The sequence below is a fragment of the Algoriphagus aquaeductus genome (genome assembly GCF_003253485.1).
Lineage (GTDB): Bacteria > Bacteroidota > Bacteroidia > Cytophagales > Cyclobacteriaceae > Algoriphagus > Algoriphagus aquaeductus.
The window spans coordinates 1-14,954 of record NZ_QKTX01000027.1; the positions used below are offsets into that span (position 1 = coordinate 1).

Annotated in this window: 14 protein-coding genes; 11 read left to right on the plus strand and 3 right to left on the minus strand. The window is 44.0% G+C overall.

Annotation, left to right across the window (positions count from 1 at the left end):
* Positions 1 to 80: 80 nt before the first annotated feature.
* The 3 genes from uvrC to porW all read right to left on the minus strand — a co-directional run bounded on the left by uvrC (position 81) and on the right by porW (position 7,123).
* Positions 81 to 1,892: an excinuclease ABC subunit UvrC gene (gene uvrC / locus CLV31_RS20990; protein ID WP_111395054.1), complete on the minus strand. Its 1,812-nt coding sequence runs from the start codon at positions 1,890 to 1,892 to the stop codon at positions 81 to 83.
* Positions 1,893 to 2,191: 299 nt separating this feature from the next.
* Positions 2,192 to 4,495 (minus strand): penicillin-binding protein 1A, encoded by a 2,304-nt coding sequence (locus CLV31_RS20995; RefSeq protein WP_111395055.1) that lies wholly within the window; start codon positions 4,493 to 4,495, stop codon positions 2,192 to 2,194.
* Between the two features lie 3 nt (positions 4,496 to 4,498).
* Positions 4,499 to 7,123 (minus strand): type IX secretion system periplasmic lipoprotein PorW/SprE, encoded by a 2,625-nt coding sequence (porW, locus tag CLV31_RS21000; RefSeq protein WP_111395056.1) that lies wholly within the window; start codon positions 7,121 to 7,123, stop codon positions 4,499 to 4,501.
* Between the two features lie 2 nt (positions 7,124 to 7,125).
* Between porW and CLV31_RS21905 the strand changes: the two genes are divergently transcribed.
* The 11 genes from CLV31_RS21905 (at position 7,126) to CLV31_RS21050 (ending at position 14,951) form a co-directional block, all read left to right on the plus strand.
* The gene (locus CLV31_RS21905; protein ID WP_181452690.1) at positions 7,126 to 7,269 is read left to right on the plus strand and encodes a hypothetical protein; all 144 of its coding nucleotides are present in this window, start codon (positions 7,126 to 7,128) and stop codon (positions 7,267 to 7,269) included.
* Positions 7,247 to 7,480 carry an AtpZ/AtpI family protein gene (locus tag CLV31_RS21005; protein ID WP_111395057.1) on the plus strand — a complete coding sequence of 78 codons (234 nt, stop codon included), beginning with the start codon at positions 7,247 to 7,249 and terminating at the stop codon, positions 7,478 to 7,480. Before CLV31_RS21905 ends, CLV31_RS21005 begins: the two co-directional genes overlap by 23 nt.
* Before the next feature lie 48 nt (positions 7,481 to 7,528).
* Positions 7,529 to 7,912, plus strand: a complete 384-nt coding sequence (locus CLV31_RS21010) for a hypothetical protein (protein WP_111395058.1) — start codon at positions 7,529 to 7,531, stop codon at positions 7,910 to 7,912.
* 19 nt (positions 7,913 to 7,931) lie between these two features.
* Positions 7,932 to 8,975, plus strand: coding sequence for a F0F1 ATP synthase subunit A (gene atpB, locus CLV31_RS21015; protein WP_111395059.1), 1,044 nt, complete (start codon positions 7,932 to 7,934; stop codon positions 8,973 to 8,975).
* A 38-nt stretch (positions 8,976 to 9,013) separates the two neighbouring features.
* A complete protein-coding gene (gene atpE / locus CLV31_RS21020) occupies positions 9,014 to 9,274 on the plus strand; it encodes an ATP synthase F0 subunit C (protein WP_026955099.1) in 261 nt (86 codons plus the stop codon).
* 73 nt (positions 9,275 to 9,347) lie between these two features.
* Positions 9,348 to 9,842 (plus strand): F0F1 ATP synthase subunit B, encoded by a 495-nt coding sequence (locus CLV31_RS21025; RefSeq protein WP_111395060.1) that lies wholly within the window; start codon positions 9,348 to 9,350, stop codon positions 9,840 to 9,842.
* 8 nt (positions 9,843 to 9,850) lie between these two features.
* The gene (gene atpH, locus CLV31_RS21030) at positions 9,851 to 10,411 is read left to right on the plus strand and encodes an ATP synthase F1 subunit delta (protein ID WP_111395061.1); all 561 of its coding nucleotides are present in this window, start codon (positions 9,851 to 9,853) and stop codon (positions 10,409 to 10,411) included.
* Between the two features lie 25 nt (positions 10,412 to 10,436).
* A complete protein-coding gene (atpA, locus tag CLV31_RS21035; RefSeq protein WP_111395062.1) occupies positions 10,437 to 12,014 on the plus strand; it encodes a F0F1 ATP synthase subunit alpha in 1,578 nt (525 codons plus the stop codon).
* Between the two features lie 65 nt (positions 12,015 to 12,079).
* On the plus strand, positions 12,080 to 12,952 hold the full coding sequence (atpG, locus tag CLV31_RS21040) for an ATP synthase F1 subunit gamma (RefSeq protein ID WP_111395076.1): 873 nt from the start codon (positions 12,080 to 12,082) through the stop codon (positions 12,950 to 12,952).
* Positions 12,953 to 13,042: 90 nt separating this feature from the next.
* Complete coding sequence (locus CLV31_RS21045) at positions 13,043 to 14,104, plus strand: HNH endonuclease domain-containing protein (protein ID WP_111395063.1); 1,062 nt, start codon at positions 13,043 to 13,045, stop codon at positions 14,102 to 14,104.
* On the plus strand, positions 14,088 to 14,951 hold the full coding sequence (locus CLV31_RS21050; protein ID WP_111395064.1) for an HIT domain-containing protein: 864 nt from the start codon (positions 14,088 to 14,090) through the stop codon (positions 14,949 to 14,951). Before CLV31_RS21045 ends, CLV31_RS21050 begins: the two co-directional genes overlap by 17 nt.
* Positions 14,952 to 14,954 lie beyond the last annotated feature (3 nt).

Sequence of the window (14,954 nt, forward strand, 5' to 3'; positions counted from 1 at the left end):
CTGGTCAAAAAAATAGAGACCGAAAATCTAAAATCGGGCTCTATTGCGCAAAAACGGCTGTCCATAAATAGAAAACCTATTTATGAGACAGCCTCTTTATTTTTTTCCTTCCATTCCATCAAGGTCTTGGCCTTGCTGCTTCCCACTATTTCTGTGAGTTGTTCTTCGCTTGCTTCCTTGATTTTTTTGACTGACTTGAAATGCTTTAATAAGCGCTCGGCAGTACCTTCTCCTATACCCGGAATAGCTGTCAATTGAGTTCCAAAAGCATTTTTACTTCTTACCTTTCTATGGAAGGTGATGGCAAATCGGTGAGCTTCGTCTCGGATCCTTTGGAGAAGTTTGAGACTTTCTGATTTCTTATCAATATGTATGGGATAAGAATCACCCGGAAAATAGATTTCCTCCAATCTTTTGGCAATACCGATGATTGGCATTTTTCCATAGATCCCCAACTCGGCCAAAGCTTCAACAGCAGAGGATAATTGCCCCTTTCCTCCATCAATGACCACTAATTTGGGTAGTGGTTTTTCCTCTTCCAAAAGCCTTTTATATCTCCGGCCGACGATCTCCTTCATGGATGCAAAATCATTGGGGCCCTCTACCGTTTTGATATGGAAGTGGCGGTATTCTTTGACTGCTGGCTTTCCGTTGAGAAAGCATACCATACTTGCCACGGGGCTGGTGCCTTGAATATTTGAATTGTCAAAACACTCGATGTGGTCTGGAATTTCCTGTAAGCTTAGATCCTGTTGCAGTTGTTTGATTACCCTGTCTTTTTTGTCTTGATTCAGGCCTTGTAGCAAGGCTTTTTCTTTTTTGTAATAAAGGGCATTTTTTAGAGACAGTTCGATTAGCTTTTTTTTGTCGCCGATTTTCGGAACCGTAAGTTGTAAGCCATCAATGGGATTTTCGGGTTCGATATTGACAAGAATCTCCTCGGCATCACTTTGAAATTGATCCTGAAGTCTAATCAAAGCGGTGATGAGCAGTTCTTCCTCACTTTCATCCAGCCTTTTCTTCAATTCTACATTTTTGGAAGTGATCATTGCCCCGTTTTTTACGCGCATGTAGTTGACATAGGCGTACTTTTCATCCGTGACTAGCGTGCAAACGTCCAAGTTGGAGATGGAAGGATTGGTGATGAGAGATTTGGCTTGGTATTTTTCCAAGAGATCCAACTTCTCCTTCATTTTTTGGGCTTTTTCAAACTCTAAGTTCTCTGCCAAGAGCTGCATTTCCTGTTTAAAATAGGATTTTGCAATTCCCAAATTTCCTTTGAGGATGTGTTTGGCATGTTCGAGATCTTTCAGGTAATCGGTCTCTTTTTGTTTTCCGACACAGGGCCCTTGGCAGTTTCCAATATGATATTCCAAGCAAACTTTATATTTCCCTTCGTTGATTTTTAGGTAGGACAAATCCAAACTGCAGGTGCGAATGGTAAAAAGTTCGCGGATTAAATCAAGGACATTGTTCATTGCCTTGACACTTGCAAAAGGCCCGAAATACGTGCCTCTTTTAGGGATTAGCTTCCGAGTGGGAAATATCCTGGGGAAGTTTTCTTTGGTGATGAGGAGGTAGGGATAGGTCTTGTCGTCACGCAGGAGAATGTTGTATTTGGGCTGGATTTTTTTAATGAGGTTATTTTCCAGAAGCAATGCGTCCAATTCGGAATCAACGAGGGTAATTTCGATTCGGACGATTTCTTTGACCATCCTTCTCGTTTTCAGATTTACCCCGGTGTTCTTGTTGAAATAGCTGCTTACCCGTTTTTTCAGACTTTTCGCCTTACCGACATAGATCAGTTCGTTTTCCTCATTGAAATATTTATAGACTCCGGGGTGGTCGGGAAGGGTCTGATGATCTTCGGGAAGAAATGAGGAGGATTGCATGGAGTAAAATTAGAAAAATTGATTTTTTGCGTTGCAGATAGGGCTGTTTGATTTTGAATCTAGTTGTAAGAAACAAGAAGCTTGACACAAGATGGAGATCAATAGGAAAAAAGAAACAGCCCAAAATTTGGGCTGCTTAGGATAGGGTTAGTTTGTCGTATAATGATCAATGTGGATAACTTTGCCATCAGCTCTTCATTTAAAGATCAAGATTACGGCAAGTTTTTGTCCATCTTCGGTCTTCGGTCTTCCAACCCAAAATCAGAGGGAAATCCATTGACTGGCAGAATAGCGAAAAATTAGAAATCATTCTTTTTGGCATCGTAGTCAAAATCCGCGAATCGTTGACTATCCTGTTCGTAACGATCACAGTTGATTTCAATACTTAGCGGTCTATCGGGTCTTGGGAACGGACCTTTGGTATATCCCAAGCTTTGATCAGCATAGACTTTTGTCATGTATTTGACCCAGATCGGTCGTGCAGTCCTACCACCTTGTCCTGCTGTCCAGCTCCTAAAGTGGATCGCCCGGTCATCTCCTCCTACCCAAGCACCTGATACCAAATCCTTACTGATGCCCATGTACCAGCCATCTGATGCATTCTGTGTGGTTCCCGTTTTGCCTCCCAACTCATTTCCGTCTCTTAGGGTACGAGGTACCCCTTGACTTGTCCCGTCTTCTTCTTCAAAACCTCCTCTGAGCATATAGGTCATCAGGTAAGCATGTTCTTCACTCATGGCAGGTCTCTTTCTCGGAGTAAACTGCTGAATGACGTTGCCATTTTTGTCCTCGATTCGGTCTATATAGTAGGGGGTAGTATGCTCCCCTTTGTTTACGAAAGTGCCAAATGCACCTACCATTTCAAATACACTCACGTCATTTACTCCTAAGGCAAGGGAGGGTACTTCCTGCAGATCGCTAGTCACTCCCAGTCTTCTCGCTGTTTCCAACACGATTTTCGGACTGAGTTTTTTCATCATGTAGGCCGTGATCGAGTTGACCGATTTCGCCATTGCTCTTCGGATGGTCATCTTTTCATAGGAAAATTTTCCATCCGCATTGGAAGGACTCCAAGTCGGCTGTCCGGGTATATACACCTCTACAGGTTGATCAATGACAGAGTAGCAAGGACTGTAGCCGTTTTCTATAGCCGCAGCGTATACAAAAGGTTTGAATGTAGATCCAGGCTGTCTTTTTCCTTGTTTGACATGGTCAAACTTGAAGAATTTATGGTCAATTCCTCCCACCCAAGCCTTGACGTGGCCGGTGTGCGGATCCATACTCATAAAGCCCGTGCGGAGAAATTTCTTGTAGTACCGCATCGAATCCATCGTACTCATCAAGGTGTCCCGCTCCCCATCCCAAGAAAATACCCGCATTTTCTTCTTTTCATTCAGCTTGATATTGATGGAGTCTGTATTGTCGCCATATCGTACTTTGAGCAGTCTGTAGGCTTCGGTTCGTTTGACTGCGTCTTCGATAAAGTTTGGTATGACTCTAAAACTTTCATCAATCCACGGTTCTCGATTGCCCATCTCCTTATAGAAAGCTTTTTGGAGTTCGGACATGTGTTCCCTAACTGCCTCTTCGGCATAGCGCTGCATGCGACTGTCCAGGGTGACATAAATTTTCAGCCCGTCTCCAAACAAGTCATAGGAGGTGCCGTCAGATTTCAGGTTCTCTTTTGCCCATTTGAGCAAATCTGCTTTGACAATTTCTCTGAAGTAGGTGGCCAACCCTTGATTTTGATTTTGAACACGATAGTCCAACTCAATGGGAAGCTTGGAAATCGAATCAAACTCCTCCTGACTCAACAGGTCATTTTTAAGCATCTGCCCAAGCACCGTGTTTCTTCTTCGAAGTGAATTGTCCGGGTTGAACACCGGGCTGTAGTACGTAGGCGCTTTGAAAAGACCCACTAGTACTGCGGATTCCTGAATGTTCAATTCCGCAGGAGTTTTATTGAAAAAAGTGGCCGCGGCAGTTTTAATTCCGTAGGCATTCGAACCAAACTCCGAAGTATTGAGATAGAGGGTTAGGATTTCATTTTTGGTGTAGGCGCGTTCCAATTGGGTAGCTACAATCCATTCTTTGGTCTTGATGATCAGCATGCGCAGTCCCGGTACCGAGCTCAAAATACCTTGACTGGCATCGGTCCGGGTTTTAAACAGGTTTTTGGCTGTTTGCTGACTTAAAGTAGAACCTCCTCCTGCATCCTGTCCGAGCAGGATTGATTTGACAAATACCCGCAACATGGCCATCATGTCTATCCCGGAATGTTCTTCAAATCGAACATCCTCAGTGGCGATCAGTGCGCTGACCAAGTTGGGAGAAAGGTCCTCAAAATTGACGGGACTCCTGTTTTCTCTGAAATAGGTGCCCAATAATACACCGTCAGCAGAGTAAAGCTCCGAAGCCAATTCACTCTCGGGGTTTTCAAGTGCTTTGAAGTCAGGAAGAGCGCCAAAAAGACCCAGAAAATTGATGCTAACCATCCAAACAAAAAGGATGAATAGAATCAGTCCTCCAAAGAAGGCCATCCAGAGGTATTTGATTGTTTTACCGGCCCAAGTAGATGTGGTGGGTTTGGTAGCTTTGGACATAGATTACTGATAAATGGTCCTGAAGAATTGGAGGTATTCTTCCAGGTTTTTGGTTTTGTTTAGAGTTTGAAAATTTTCGATAGAAATGAAGAATGATTTTGATTTGACATCTTCACTCAGCCCGGTGGACTTAAATTCTTCTGAAAACTTCCTGAAATATTCCATCGCTTTTTCAGCATTGGCAAAGGGGCTGATGATATAAATAGAGTTCTCCTGATTCATATTCATGTTTCCTGTGCGCAGGCGGGCATTTGAAAATGCCTGTGCATGGAAATTTTCAAGATCACCTAGCAAATTCTTGGCCGCTTCTACTTCCGAAGGGCTTAAAGCGATCACAAAAATGTGTGTTTGAGAATCATTAACATTATATGGGGAATTTGCAGGCACTTCCGGTCTTTTGGTTTCGGCGACTGTTTCCTTCACTGCCAAGGTAGAGTCTGCCTCTTCTTTGTTGCCTTGGTCCAAGGAGGCAAGTTCCTCCTGACTGAGCAGTGGGCGGAGCATAATTCTTGCCAGATTCACCAATTCCTGATCCTTGGAGACTTGAATATAATCTTCCAGCTTGGCCTTGTACCGGTCTCGGCTTTCCGTTTTTCCGGTTACCATGATGTCCAAAAGCAGCAGCTTTTCCGTGTTGCGGGTTAAGGGGAATTCTTCTAGAGTGGAAATAATCAGATGACGTGCCTGATTGTATTGTCCGATGTAGTAGGCCTGATACGCCTGCTCGTATCTTTTGGAAGATTCAAGGTAGGCAAGATTCCCGGAGGCTGCATCCGGATTGTTTACCGAAAAGGTGTAAGGAGAATCAGGGAATTCCCGGTTTAGCCTGCCTACGTATTGCTGACTATTGCCGTTGGTTTCTTTTTGTCCCAAATAAAGTAAGTAGTAAGCTTCTGGTTTTTTGGTCGAATTGGGGAATAGCCTAATCAGTGTCTCCAGGTTGTCGATACTCATTATTGGTTCTTTCAAATCGAAATAGAGCAGTTTGCCCAACTCAAAATAGGATTCCTCGAGTTCGTTGTTGATTTGGATGAGCTGCTCCGGTGTGTTGGGAATTTGTGCCAATAGGCTCTCCAGAGAAGGCAAACCGGAAATAATGGAGCTTTCCGTACTTCCCAAAGAATCTGTTTTTGTCGCTTGAGGAGCAGTCTGACCGGAAGTTTGAAACAAGGCAGACCTTCTTCTCCAGTTGTCCTGAAGCGGGCGGTTGCCCCAAGTACGGCTAAACTCAATGGCCCCCTGCTGCATGGCCGCACCATTGTCGAAGTAAAAGTTAGAACCTGAACTTCTTCCGCTAAATGCAAGGAGGTTGTCAAAAATACTGCTGCTTTTCGGAGCGGATTTTTTTGCAGCTTCTTTGATCAGACGTTCTTCTTCTGATGCCAAAAAAGCCTCCATCCGAATTTTCTGCTCATTTTCTCCCAAGGATGCCAAGGTAACCAAGCTGTCATTTAATTGGATCCGCTCAAGGTGAAAAACGAAAAGATCCAGGGTGGACTTTTGGTCCTGAATCTGCTGAGCGATGGGATCTTCTTTTTTGATAAAAGAAAGTGCACTGTCCAGGTAATATTTGGTGGCACGGTAATCCTTGAGTTCATTCAGGTTGATATCAGCGAGTTTTTGATAGATATATCCTTTCAGTCTTGGATTGGATCCAGGCTCTTTGGCTGCCTGATGGAGGAGGTCGATGGTAAGGGGGATGTCACCCTGTTTTTCCTCAAAAAGTGCTTTTTCATAAATGACGACATCTTTTAGATCTTTATTTTTTGGATCCTTGTAGAGGTCGTCATAGTAGTTTCGGACTTTTCTGAAATCTTTCGAGGCATTGAGTTCTGCGACTTGCTGTGCAAAAAGTGTTGCAAAGAAACTTCGTTCGTAGGGAGGATTGCCGTCCAATGCCCTTTTATAATAATCAAATGCCAAAGCGTCCAGACCTTCTCTTTGGTAGCGTTGGGCGAGAATAAAATGAATCCTTGAGAGTTCTTTTTTGTCTTTGGCATATTCCACCGCTCGGTCCAGCGCTCCAATGACACCATTTTGGTCTGAGCGGGTTTCGTAATAATAGGCGAGCGTTTTGAAAAGCTCATATCGATTCTCATCACTGATTCCGGATTCTTTCGACAGATAATCGATCGTAAAATTGGCGTCTTCATAGGATCGTTGGTCGATGTATAGCCGAAGCAAACTGATCAATGCCCGGTGACGTAGATTTTTGTCCTTGCTCTGACTGTTTACATAGCGAAAGGCATTTTTGGAATCATCGACTTGTGCTTGGAGGTAATCGATCTTGCCGATGAGGTAATAGCTGTCATCGACCCATTTGGAGATTCTGTGCCAATCGATGGCCTTTGAAGAGAGTTCTCTTGCCGAGTCCAGCTTGGCTTTGTTTTGTTGAATTGTCGCCGAATCAACAGGGATAAATACCGGTAAAACTTGGGTGTAGTCTTCTTTATAGTTGGTCTTTACCTGGTTTTCGACCTCTTTGATTTTGACATCTGCCAAATAATAAGCATTGAAATGAGCGGTAAGGTTGTGGAATGCCCTATTGGTAAAGGTGTTGCGCTCGGAAGAGCAGGCTCCCAAAAAAATGGCAAAACCAAGTCCAAAAAGAAGGGCTTTTTTTCTCATGAATGAATTTTCAGAATCAAGGTACCAAAATAAGTCTTTATCGTGTACTTACCGAACGAATTGCAGAAGGGATTATTCTTGGAAGGCTGGCAGAAGGGAATTACAATCCAGTATATTTGATTCATGTCTCCATCATTGAAACCTGATCCCAAAAAAGGTCATGAAACTCCAACTTGGGCAAAATACATGGGTTTGTCCTTTCAGCTTTTTGCAGTCATCGGTGGCGGAACAGCCCTAGGTTGGTGGATTCAGGAAAAGAGCGAAATGAAATTTCCTGTGTGGTTGCTGTTGTTTTGTTTTGCTTCTATATTCCTGGCATTCTATCAGCTCTTGAAGTCTATGCAGCAGGATCGGTAGGGCTTTTCTAAAATTTGGGGTACTTTTGCGAAGCTAAACCTCAGGCTTATGAACTTGCTTACCAACTTCCATTTCAGATTTTTCCTGTTTTCCACACTGATTGCAGGTTTGATTTTGGTCTTCAGCAATTTTCTTCCTCAAACGATCCATACGTCGATCTGGAGCATTTTTGGATTCGTAGCCGGGCTCTCTTATTTAGTCAGCGCTCTGGCTCTTTGGCTGTATAAAAAATCTCCAGAAAATTTCCTGCAAATCAAGCTTCTCGGTATGGTTATCCGTATTCTCAGCTCCCTGGGCTTTATTGCGATCTTGGTAGTGATGGGAGTGGAAAATATTATTCTGTTTATTGTCAATTTCTTTATTCTTTTTTTGTTCTACCTGACTTTTGATATCTACACCTTTATTTCTAACTTGCGGCCGATTTCGAAGTAGCCCTCAAAAATACGAGTTGATGACGCGCAAATTTCTGGTTCTAAGTCTTTTACTTTCAGCATTTTTGCTGAGCTTTTCAGGTGCAACCTTTGCAGCTGGTGCCGAGACTGAAGAAGGTAAAGAAGACCCCACGGGTTTTATCATGCATCACATCAAGGATTCGCATGAATGGCATTTTTTCAATATTGGGCATACGCACATCACGCTGCCTCTGCCGGTAATCACGTATGCTTCTGACCGAGGTTTGGAGTTTTACAAATCCACAGATTTTCAAAATCCGGAAACCCACAAATTCGGAAAGGAATATGCGCACAACGGGATTTACATTGACGAGCATGAGCATTTGGGCCGTGTCGACGGAGGATCGATTATCGATTTCTCTTTGACTAAAAACGTGGCGATGATGCTGATCGTGATCGCCCTTGTGTTATTCATGGTGCTTTCTGCCGCAGGTCATTACAAAAAGCATGGCGCAGTAGCTCCGAAAGGCGCAGCCTCCTTGGTCGAGCCGATTGTGATTTTTGTCAGAGACGAGATCGCCCACAAAGCGATCGGTCCCAAATACATGAAATTTGTCCCGTATTTGTTGACGCTGTTTTTCTTCATCTGGATTGGTAACCTCCTCGGTCTTCTTCCGGGTGCGGCCAACTTGACCGGAAATATTGCAGTGACTTTCACCTTGGCGATGTTGACCTTCATCATTGTCAACGTCAACGGGAATAAGGACTACTGGAAGCACGTGTTTGCCACTCCGGGAGTACCGGTGGCCCTGCTGCCGATCATTGTGGTGGTAGAATTCATCGGGTTGTTCACCAAGCCATTTGCCTTGATGGTCCGTCTCTTTGTAGCGATCACAGCGGGTCACATTGTGATTTTGGCCTTCATTGCCTTAGTCTTCATTTTCGAATCTTACGCGATCGGGGTAGTATCCACCCTGATGGTGACCTTTATCAATATGATCGAATTGTTGGTAGCCACGATTCAGGCCTACGTGTTCACGCTATTTACAGCGATGTACATCGGCGGGGCAGTGGCTGAACATCATCATGACGATCACCATTAATTAGAAATTTCTTTGTTCAATTTATAAATCTAACGTTTATGTTAACTTCTATCTTGTTGTCTGCTGGATTGGCTCTTATGGGTGCTGGTATCGGTGCAGGAATTGTTGCGATTGGCGCAGGTCTTGGTATCGGTCGTATCGGTGGCCAGGCAATGGAATCTATTGCCCGTCAGCCAGAGGCTGCTGGTAAGGTTCAAACTGCCATGTTGATCATCGCGGCTTTGATCGAGGTAGTTTCCCTGTTTGCAGTAGTAGTATGTCTACTTATTGCATTGAACGCAGGTGGTCTTACCTTCTAAGAACAAATGAACAGGGATTGGCGCTAGGCCAATCCCTTCCTTTTGAACAAAAACGAAATTAATCCTCCCTACCATGGATCTGATTATACCTAGTGCCGGTCTGATTTTCTGGCAGCTTTTCGGCTTCTTAGCCCTGTTGTTTATCCTGATCAAGTTTGCCTGGAAGCCAATTTTGGCCACCCTCGCAGAACGTGAGGCTAGCATCGACGGTGCCTTGAAGGCTGCCGAGCAAGCCCGAAACGAAATGGCTAACCTAAAAGCAGAAAATGAAAAACTGCTTCAGGAAGCAAGGCTGGAAAGAGACACCATTTTGAAAAAAGCTCAGGACGCTTCTGCCAAGATGATTGAAGAAGCCAAAACCGAAGCCGGTAAGCAAGGTGCCCTGATGATCGAAAACGCAAAAGCCGTGATCGAGACGGAGAAAAAAGCAGCTTTGGCCGAAGTGAAGACTCAAGTGGCCATGTTGACTCTGGAAGTGACTGAAAAGTTGCTTAGAAAGAATCTGTCTGATGAGAAGGCACAGTCTGCCTTGGTAGACGAATTTATCAAAGACCTTAAGCTTAATTAATCTCCTCCATGTCAAATCATAGAGTAGCATCCCGATATGCCAAATCTATCTTGGATCTGTCCATAGAGAAAGGACTATTGGAGGAGGTATTTGAGGATTTCAATGCCTTGGCAGCTATGGCCAAAGCAAACCGGGAGTTGGGACTTGCGCTCAGCAATCCGGTCTTGACCTCAGACAAAAAGCTGAAAGTGCTCAAGGCCCTTTTTGCAAAGAAATCAAGCGCGCTGACCATTCCTTTTTTTGAGATTGTCTCACGCAAAAACAGAGAAAATATCCTGATCGATATTGCTAAGGAATTTGTCGCACAATATAATCTTCACAAATCTATACAGGTAGCTGAAGTGACTACTACCACCGCTTTGACTGACGCGCAGCGTAGCCAATTGGTGGCCGTAGTGAAGCAAATCAGTGGCTTGAACACCGTGCAGCTGGTAGAGAAAATCAATGCGGATCTGATCGGTGGATTTGTCCTGAAGGTCAATGACCGTCAGTTGGATGAGTCACTCAGCAGCAAATTGAAAGCACTTCGCGTTCAGTTTTCCCAAAATCATTACGAAAAACAGTTTTAACGAATATATCTAATCGTATCATATCATGGCAGAAGTAAGACCTGATGAAGTTTCGGCCATCTTGAGAGAACAACTCTCCGGTGCCAGAACCGAAGCCGAACTAGAAGAAGTGGGCACGGTCCTCCAAGTGGGTGACGGTGTAGCCCGTATCTATGGACTTTCCAAGGCTCAGGCTGGTGAATTGCTGGAGTTTGACAATGGTCTTAGAGCAATGGTGCTTAACCTTGAAGAGGACAATGTAGGTGCCGTACTTTTTGGCGACTCTAAGCAAGTGAAAGAAGGAGATACCGTCAAAAGAACCAAGAAAATTGCTTCTATCCTAGCAGGCGAAGGCATGCTGGGCCGTGTAGTGGACACCTTGGGTAATCCGATCGACGGTAAAGGTCCGATCACAGGCGACTTGTATGAAATGCCGTTGGAGCGTAAAGCACCAGGGGTAATCTACCGTCAGCCGGTAACTGAGCCGCTTCAGACCGGTATCAAGTCTATCGACGCGATGATTCCAATCGGTCGTGGTCAGCGGGAATTGGTGATCGGTGACCGTCAGACAGGTAAGACTGCTGTGGTAATCGATACCATTTTGAACCAAAAAGAATTCTACGACAGAGGTGAGCCTGTATTCTGTATCTACGTTGCTGTAGGTCAGAAGGCTTCTACTGTCGCAGGTGTGGTAGCTGCTTTGGAAAAAGGCGGTGCCCTTCCTTACACGGTGATTGTTTCTGCTGCTGCAGCTGACCCTGCACCGATGCAGTTCTTTGCGCCATTTACCGGTGCTGCGATCGGTGAATTCTTCCGTGATACCGGACGTCCTGCCTTGGTGGTTTATGATGACCTTTCTAAGCAGGCGGTTGCTTACCGTGAAGTGTCTTTGCTATTGAGAAGACCTCCGGGACGTGAAGCGTATCCAGGTGACGTATTCTACTTGCACTCAAGATTGCTCGAAAGAGCTGCGAAAATCAACAAGTCTGACGCGATCGCGCAGCAGATGAACGATCTTCCTGATTCTATCCGTCCGTTGGTGAAAGGTGGTGGTTCTTTGACCGCTCTTCCGATCATCGAGACCCAAGCCGGTGACGTTTCTGCCTATATCCCGACCAACGTAATCTCCATTACCGACGGTCAGATCTTCTTGGAGACCAACCTATTCAACTCCGGTATCCGTCCTGCGATCAACGTAGGTATCTCGGTATCCCGAGTAGGGGGTAACGCGCAGATCAAATCTATGAAGAAAGTAGCGGGTACCTTGAAGCTTGACCAAGCTCAGTTCCGTGAATTGGAAGCTTTTGCGAAGTTCGGTTCTGACCTTGATGCTTCTACCAAGCGAACCATTGAGAGAGGTCGTCGTAACCAGGAAATCCTGAAGCAGCCTCAGTACTCTCCGGTATCGGTCGCGCATCAGGTAGCGATCATCTATGCTTCTACCAGAGGCTTGATGGACAGCGTCCCTGTAGAAAAAGCAAGAGCTTTCGAGAAAGAATTCTACACGCTATTGGATGCCTCTTACCCTGAAGCTTTGCAATTGATCCTCAAAGGTGACATCGACGGTGCAGGTAAGATTTTGGCTACTGCCGCTGCAGAACTCGCTCCTAAATACGCTAAGTAATTTGATTTCATTCCCCATCGGGTTTCGGTCCGATGGGGTCATTATACCAGACAAAGCATTCGCTGATGGCTAATCTTAAGGAAGTAAAGCAAAGGATCAACTCGGTAATCTCCACACAGCAGATTACGAAAGCCATGAAAATGGTTTCCGCTGCCAAGTTGAGAAGGGCACAGGACAAGATCGTACAGATGCGTCCGTATTCCCAAAAGTTGACCACCATTCTCAACAATGTCTCTGCGGCTAGTGAAGGCGCTGCGGACATCGTCTATGCGCAAAAGCGTGAAGGTAAAAAGGTCCTTTTGGTACCGGTGACTTCAGACAAAGGGCTTTGCGGTGCTTTCAATACCAATATTATCAAGGCCACCAATGCTGCCATCAAAGAGCAGTTTGCCGGTGCCGAGATCACCATTCTTCCTTTGGGCAAGAAGTCTTACGAGTACTTCAAAAAGTCTTCCTATGTGGTGATAGATGCATATTTTGGGGTCTTCCAAAATTTGACCTTCGACACCGTAAGAGATGCGGCTGAGTTTGCCATGAACGGATTTGTATCCGGGGAATATGATCAGGTGTTTTTGATCTTCAACGAGTTCAAAAACGTCGCTACGCAGATCGTTCGCACCGAGCAGTTTTTGCCAATGGCACCACAGGAGTCTAAGGAAGTCAAAGCGACCGAAACCGATTACATTCTCGAGCCATCCCGTGCCTACATCATTGAAGAGTTGGTGCCCACGTCTTTGAAAATCCAGTTTTACAAGGCTGTCTTGGAAAGCAATGCTTCCGAGCATGGTGCACGAATGACTGCAATGGATAAGGCGACTGAAAACGCCGGGGAATTGCTGAAGGAATTGAAACTGATGTACAACCGTACCCGTCAGGCAGCCATCACCAACGAGATCCTCGAGATCGTAGCGGGTGCCAATGCCCTTGCCGGAAAGTAACCAACAATAGATCCCAAATCAGGACCACAGCTCGAAAGGGTTGTGGTTTTTTTGTGGGGTTTTGTTAAATTCAACTAAAGTTTTTAAGATATGAAATTCAATTTACCCGAAAACGAAACACTTCCTGTTCAATTCTTATCCTCAACATTTAACAATACTTCTGCTACCTATAAATACTATTGGTTTCTTTCAATTATTCAATTATTGGAGGAAGAGGGGTCAAAAATTGGGAAAAATAAAATATTCGCTAGGATGTTAGCAAATGCTTGGTATACCGTTAATTTTTTCAAGGTTTCCTTTGGAAAGCAAGATAAAATTCAGGATGCTATTGTCTACTTTTTAGAGGAAAAGAAAATCCCTGTTGACTTGAGTCTTGACAGGGTTTGGGAAAAAATTCTATCTTTCAAGGATTCAAAATCCTTGTCGAAGGTTTTACATTTCGATAAGCAAGTTCCACATTGGTTTCTATCTCCATGGTTTGGTGAATTGAATAAACGACATATTTACCTTAACTCTTCTGATCCAGAAAGGAAATGCCTGTATTTTTTAAATTCTGATTATTTAGAAATAAATCCTGAATGGAAAGACTACCTCTTGAAAAATGCCTCAATTCTAAAAGATTTTTGTTTTTGGAATTTGAGTTTGTTTTTGCAAAAGCATAATCCAAATGTTCCTGATATCCCAAATAAACTTATCAAGCCAATCAGTAGAACAGGACTGACAAGACAGAAGAGGAATTTTTGGAATTATTACTTTGAAGAAGTTGGAGAACAGAAGTGTATTTATTCTGACGAAAAATTGACAATAGAAAATTATGCTTTGGATCATTTTGTACCCTATAACTTTGTTTCTCATGATTTAAACTGGAATTTGATTCCTGCTCACTCTTCTGTGAACTCTTCAAAAAGTGATAAGCTTCCAAAGCTTTCCGATTTTTTTGATGCCTTTTTCGAAATCCAGCAAAGAAGCTTTGAAATTGTCTTTCGCAGGAATGTTAATTCCAAAATAATTGAAGATTATCTGACCGTTTTTCCCTCTCTCGAGGAATTTACCAGTGAAGACGGTCCAAAAGCTAGATTTCGGGAAACGATTGAACCCCTGATTACCATTGCCCACAATAACGGCTTTCAATTCTATGAGCCTAAACGCTAACCCATTCTCCCACCTCACCGCTAAGGAGCGGGATTCACTTTCTTTTCCTGCACGAATTGTAAAGGAAAGAGGTCTTTTGGTGGGTGAAGTCCTGGATTTTGGATGTGGATTTGGAAAAGATGTTGAAATCTTAGGTAGTCAAGGAATCAAGATTCAAGGCTATGACAAACATTACTTTCCCAAGTTTCCCGAGCAAAAGTTCGATACCATTAGTTGCTTTTATGTCCTGAATGTGCTCCTTCCTGAGGAGCAAGCATTAGTCTTGATGGAAATATCCGCACTACTCAAGCCCTCTGGCAAGGCCTATTTTGCAGTCAGAAGAGATCTTGTCCATGAAGGATTCCGAACGCATAAAATCCACCAAAAACCGACTTTTCAAACCAATGTCGTTTTACCTTTTCGGTCCATTTTCAAAAACGATACTTGTGAGATTTATGAGTACCAACCTTACAATCAAGTTCAAAAAACAAACTCGGATTGTCCGTTTTGTAATCCGGATTCCAAAGCCGAATTGATCTTGGAATCTGCCCAGGCCTATGCCATTTTGGATAAATTTCCGGTAAATCCAGGACACGCCCTGATCATTCCCAAAAGGCATGTTTCGGACTACTTTGAGCTAAGCTTCAAGGAGCAATCCTCCTGCATGTTTATGCTCAATGAAGTGAAAAAGGAAATCCAAAAGCGCTTCAATCCTGATGGCTTTAATATTGGAATAAACATCGGAGAAAAAGCTGGACAGACGGTTTCCCATGTGCACATTCATTTGATTCCGCGATATGCCGGTGATGTAGAAGATCCCAGAGGAGGTGTGAGAGGTGTGATTCCGGAGAGGAAGATATATAAATAAAGA

What these genes read in the sequence shown, in the direction of transcription:
- uvrC (WP_111395054.1), bottom strand. Translation starts at nt 1,892, where the DNA reads ATGCAATCCTCCTCATTTCTTCCCGAAGATCATCAGACCCTTCCCGAC.
- CLV31_RS20995 (WP_111395055.1), bottom strand. Translation starts at nt 4,495, where the DNA reads ATGTCCAAAGCTACCAAACCCACCACATCTACTTGGGCCGGTAAAACA.
- porW (WP_111395056.1), bottom strand. Translation starts at nt 7,123, where the DNA reads ATGAGAAAAAAAGCCCTTCTTTTTGGACTTGGTTTTGCCATTTTTTTG.
- CLV31_RS21905 (WP_181452690.1), top strand. Translation starts at nt 7,126, where the DNA reads ATGAATTTTCAGAATCAAGGTACCAAAATAAGTCTTTATCGTGTACTT.
- CLV31_RS21005 (WP_111395057.1), top strand. Translation starts at nt 7,247, where the DNA reads ATGTCTCCATCATTGAAACCTGATCCCAAAAAAGGTCATGAAACTCCA.
- CLV31_RS21010 (WP_111395058.1), top strand. Translation starts at nt 7,529, where the DNA reads ATGAACTTGCTTACCAACTTCCATTTCAGATTTTTCCTGTTTTCCACA.
- atpB (WP_111395059.1), top strand. Translation starts at nt 7,932, where the DNA reads ATGACGCGCAAATTTCTGGTTCTAAGTCTTTTACTTTCAGCATTTTTG.
- atpE (WP_026955099.1), top strand. Translation starts at nt 9,014, where the DNA reads ATGTTAACTTCTATCTTGTTGTCTGCTGGATTGGCTCTTATGGGTGCT.
- CLV31_RS21025 (WP_111395060.1), top strand. Translation starts at nt 9,348, where the DNA reads ATGGATCTGATTATACCTAGTGCCGGTCTGATTTTCTGGCAGCTTTTC.
- atpH (WP_111395061.1), top strand. Translation starts at nt 9,851, where the DNA reads ATGTCAAATCATAGAGTAGCATCCCGATATGCCAAATCTATCTTGGAT.
- atpA (WP_111395062.1), top strand. Translation starts at nt 10,437, where the DNA reads ATGGCAGAAGTAAGACCTGATGAAGTTTCGGCCATCTTGAGAGAACAA.
- atpG (WP_111395076.1), top strand. Translation starts at nt 12,080, where the DNA reads ATGGCTAATCTTAAGGAAGTAAAGCAAAGGATCAACTCGGTAATCTCC.
- CLV31_RS21045 (WP_111395063.1), top strand. Translation starts at nt 13,043, where the DNA reads ATGAAATTCAATTTACCCGAAAACGAAACACTTCCTGTTCAATTCTTA.
- CLV31_RS21050 (WP_111395064.1), top strand. Translation starts at nt 14,088, where the DNA reads ATGAGCCTAAACGCTAACCCATTCTCCCACCTCACCGCTAAGGAGCGG.